Annotated in this window: 7 protein-coding genes; all 7 read right to left on the bottom strand. The window is 31.4% G+C overall.

Annotated elements, in window-relative coordinates:
• Positions 1-208: 208 nt before the first annotated feature.
• Positions 209-667, bottom strand: coding sequence for a coiled-coil domain-containing protein (locus D2K40_RS16050; protein ID WP_117157345.1), 459 nt, complete (start codon positions 665-667; stop codon positions 209-211).
• A gap of 71 nt (positions 668-738) precedes the next feature.
• Positions 739-912: a hypothetical protein gene (locus D2K40_RS16515; RefSeq protein ID WP_162879260.1), complete on the bottom strand. Its 174-nt coding sequence runs from the start codon at positions 910-912 to the stop codon at positions 739-741.
• A 74-nt stretch (positions 913-986) separates the two neighbouring features.
• Entirely contained in the window at positions 987-1592 is a 606-nt protein-coding gene (locus D2K40_RS16045) for a hypothetical protein (RefSeq protein WP_117157344.1), read from the bottom strand.
• Positions 1593-1757: 165 nt separating this feature from the next.
• Entirely contained in the window at positions 1758-1985 is a 228-nt protein-coding gene (locus D2K40_RS16040) for a hypothetical protein (RefSeq protein ID WP_117157343.1), read from the bottom strand.
• A gap of 155 nt (positions 1986-2140) precedes the next feature.
• Entirely contained in the window at positions 2141-2563 is a 423-nt protein-coding gene (locus tag D2K40_RS16035; RefSeq protein WP_117157342.1) for a hypothetical protein, read from the bottom strand.
• Between the two features lie 52 nt (positions 2564-2615).
• The gene (locus D2K40_RS16030; RefSeq protein WP_229666813.1) at positions 2616-2888 is read right to left on the bottom strand and encodes a hypothetical protein; all 273 of its coding nucleotides are present in this window, start codon (positions 2886-2888) and stop codon (positions 2616-2618) included.
• Between the two features lie 189 nt (positions 2889-3077).
• Positions 3078-3632: a hypothetical protein gene (locus D2K40_RS16025; protein ID WP_117157340.1), complete on the bottom strand. Its 555-nt coding sequence runs from the start codon at positions 3630-3632 to the stop codon at positions 3078-3080.
• Positions 3633-3900 lie beyond the last annotated feature (268 nt).

The following is a 3900-nucleotide window of genomic DNA, read 5'->3' as shown; positions in this document are numbered from 1 at the left end:
GTATTGACGGAATGGTTTCAAGAAACATGGATCTATCATTCCCATTCTCAGTTATAAAGTTAAGATAAATATGTTTATCTTCTGCCTTTCACACTTGAAGCGCTTATAGCAGAACTTGTCGAGCGGCTACCCGTTAGCTAAAGAAGTCTTAGCATCAAGAAGGAACTAAATGCCTTTATTATTTCATAAGCACACCAAACCTAACTATCTACTCCAATATTTCCATTTTTTCCATCAGTTCTGCTTGCTTATCTTTCCAGTCAATCCAGAGTTCCCAAACGTACGATCGTTCTTTTTTCAATATTTCAAGTTGTTTATCGTCATATTGACCGTCTTCCATAAGTCCGTCAATATGCTTTATACGATTAGCGATACCTTTAATGATAAACGCATAGGAACCTAGTCTTTCACCATTTTCTGAACGAACCTCTGGGTCTTCATTCACGTAATAAGGATGCTCGGAATCTTCCAATGTTTCCTGAAGTTCTTTTACTTTCTTTTTTTCCTCTGCCAACTCTTCTGTTAATTTGGCAATTTCACTATTTTTTTCTTCAATTTGATTGGTTGTCGGCTGGTTTTCGTTTTCCGACGCCCTTACTTCGTTTTCTTCACCATTAGAACATCCGACCAAACCAAACAAAACGACAATCATCATAATAAACTTCATCTAAAAATCTCCCCTTTAAATTTCTTTAATTCTATATAACTCCTTTATTGCGCCATCATAAAGAAACCCCATTACTTTAATATTTCTTGTGCTTTACTTGTTATTAAATGAGTTGAAATGAGAGAAAGAAAATAAATGACACCTTTCAATTCTTCTGGTATCAATGCGAATGTCCCAACTAAAAGCGTTACTAAAAAAGGGATAACTATGAGAAATGCAATATATATCTTTAATCGTTCATTCATAATTCTTAACATCCATATTACTTTTTTCTTGTCAAACTAAAGCTCCCGTTTTTTGAATAATATTTTACAAAACATCACTTCATAAATTCAGTTTTAATTAGGTAAACAACATTATATAATTCTAATTCATTCATATGACCATCAACATCTTTATAAAAATCAGAGGTAAGTGAACTGATACCACTTTCACTATTCGAGTAACAAATACTTGCTAATACTACTTCACCTTCAATCGGAGTGTTCCCTCCTTGGAAGTTACCCCCTACACTTAACATATTATCTAATCCATTTGAAATTGCATCAGATCCACTTATCGAACCTGTGTTACCGTTACTGCTTATTCCAATATTAAATGTAAGTTGCTTTTGACTGTCACCTTTTTTTGAAGTTGCGAAGATAATGGAACCATTCCCCACTACCTCTGTAGTTATTTTGTTTATTTTATCATCAACCAATTTACCTGATTGATATTTTTCAACCCATATAGATGCTTTTTTATATTCACTATCTATGTTGAAATCAAATACAAATGACATATCCGTAGTAGTTGCAAGTATTGCATTTTCTCTCTCTGTTAGTTCAACAACGGAAATGGTATTTGACTTCGAATTGTTATTATCACAAGCTCTTAAAGTAAATACCAGCAGGGCTAATAATAGTATTGTAAATATTCTTTTCATTTCTATTTTCTCCCTTAATGAATATCCTTTGAATCTAATCCTTGTTAAAGTAACTTCCCATTAGCTCAATAAGTAATAGGAGCTACATATTAACAACTCCTTGTTCAACTAAAGCCCCCGTTACTTTAAGTGTAGTTTTTCACGTTTTTTTGTTTATCACTCTAATTAATTTTTCTCTTTCATTCTAGAAATTAATTTAAGAGAACCTAATAAATAGAAAAACATAATTAAGAAAGGAAATATTGATGGAAAAATTTCTGCCCCATTCTCTTTGACATTAACAACGTACAAAAATGATAGGTTGTACTTATCTGCAAGTGCATTCAATATAATAAAACCTAAATAGAACCCAACAAAAACAATTAAATGTATAGAAGAATTTTTAAATTTCAAACTTGAAACTCCTTTCTATTTACTGTTTATGTACATTCGTACATAAACTACCTTCTTAGCAGAATAGGTCAAGTATATAAAAAATTCTCTCTTGTGTTAAAGCACCCTTTACGACAATAAGCCTTAAAGTTATTGATGATAATGATACTGTTCTTTTAATTATAAAATTGGTCTTTATCGTCAGTCGCATCTAATGTGATTCCATCAACATCTGTATTATAGGTTATTTTAATAAGCACTTCGTCACTGTCTTGCCCTTTAAGCAAAGTCGCTTTTATCGAACTATTAACCTTTCCGTCAAAAGTTTCATATGTATATGAAACTTTTGCTTGTTTGTACCCTTTTGCATATACATACTGATTACCATCATCCGAATCAATACCATAAATTCTTTCATCTGTTGATTTCTTTGCTTTATGTAACCATTGATTGATTTCATTGGAATACTGTTTATCTAAAGATAAATATTCATAGGAAACAATTTCATTATTATCATCGTCAGTCTTTTGTTGACAACCAATTAAGACAAAAAAACCTAGCATTATGCATATAATCACTATTCCCCGTTTTATCAGCAAACTATTTCCCCCTTATATTTTTACGTTACAACTGTTCCACTCTAGCCACTCGTTAATGAAATATCATTTTGATACTATATGACAATAAAATAACGGAAGCAACAATTACTAAAAGTACATTGGATAAAGCAGACTTCTTATTATCTTCTTTTTTATCACTATAAAAAGCATATAAACTGTTAACTAGCCAAAAGGCTATTAAAAATAACCCACCTAAGTGGTCATTTTTATAATTTTTATCAAAAATCATTTGAAAGGCACCAAGTATTAGCAAAATCATTATGATATAACTTGTGATTTTTATAACCTTTTGTCCTTTATTCACTTTCAGATTCCCCCTAATCTAATGTAACATCTTAAACTAACCTGCCACTTTAGCAGAATAAGAGCTGCCGCAACGACAACTCCTTGTTCAACTATTGCTCCCGTTACTTTAAGTACAATACTTCACAATCTACTATGTTGCGTTATTTTATCTCTTACTCCTTTTGCAGGAAAAAATTAATAAATAAACTTAATAATTACCAATTTCATTGCCATCTTTATCAAAATACTTATATTTAAATGAATGTTTTTTACCTTTTGGTAAAGCAATCCAATAGACAGAATTCTGATTTACTCCAAATTCCTGTTCAATTACCTCTCCATTTACCTCTAATTCCATTTTTGCGATATTATTTTCTTGATTAGTAACTATCATAAACTTTAGTACATTAGAATCTTCATTGGGTACAGGTACAAAAATTAAGTATGGGGAAAATGAGTGACCTTCACTCTTTTCAATATGAATCCATTCATAGTTACCTTTTTTATTCTTAGTAAATTGAATATAAGCTGGATTATTATTAGACAGAAAACCAACTATCCTTTCTTCGTAAATATCCTTAATCTCTAAAATCTCTATGGACTCGTTTTCGTAACCTTCAATCGATTTAATAACTTTTTCAATTGATTCTTTATCGTTTCCATAAGGCTTTTCTATACTATCGAGTAAAATATAAAAACCCAATATTGCAATTAATATAATGGCAGTTAAAACAAAGACTTTACTATTTTTCTTTAACGGCATTAAGATACACTCCCATCTAAAATGAAATTATAACACTTAGTTCTCCCATTAAATGTCTCTTTAGTTAAAAAGCGTTTCCTGCTTGTTCCAGAAACCTACTTTGTTAGTACCACAACAGCGGCACTAGCTTCTTTTACTATCGTCAGCAATAGGTAAGCATTTGAGGTTATCTCCAGCTTTTCCCCTGCTCCACACGGAGCGTGCTAGTTTCCCAGCACTCCGCGTTCCATCTAAAGATATGTACTAAATTATAAGTTCCTAGTTACTC

Origin of the sequence: Paraliobacillus quinghaiensis, assembly GCF_003426025.1 — a bacterium.
GTDB lineage: Bacteria > Bacillota > Bacilli > Bacillales > Amphibacillaceae > Paraliobacillus_A > Paraliobacillus_A quinghaiensis.
This window is presented reverse-complemented; position numbering and strand designations above follow the sequence as displayed.

What these genes read in the sequence shown, in the direction of transcription:
- D2K40_RS16050 (WP_117157345.1), bottom strand. Translation starts at nt 667, where the DNA reads ATGAAGTTTATTATGATGATTGTCGTTTTGTTTGGTTTGGTCGGATGT.
- D2K40_RS16515 (WP_162879260.1), bottom strand. Translation starts at nt 912, where the DNA reads ATGAATGAACGATTAAAGATATATATTGCATTTCTCATAGTTATCCCT.
- D2K40_RS16045 (WP_117157344.1), bottom strand. Translation starts at nt 1,592, where the DNA reads ATGAAAAGAATATTTACAATACTATTATTAGCCCTGCTGGTATTTACT.
- D2K40_RS16025 (WP_117157340.1), bottom strand. Translation starts at nt 3,632, where the DNA reads ATGCCGTTAAAGAAAAATAGTAAAGTCTTTGTTTTAACTGCCATTATA.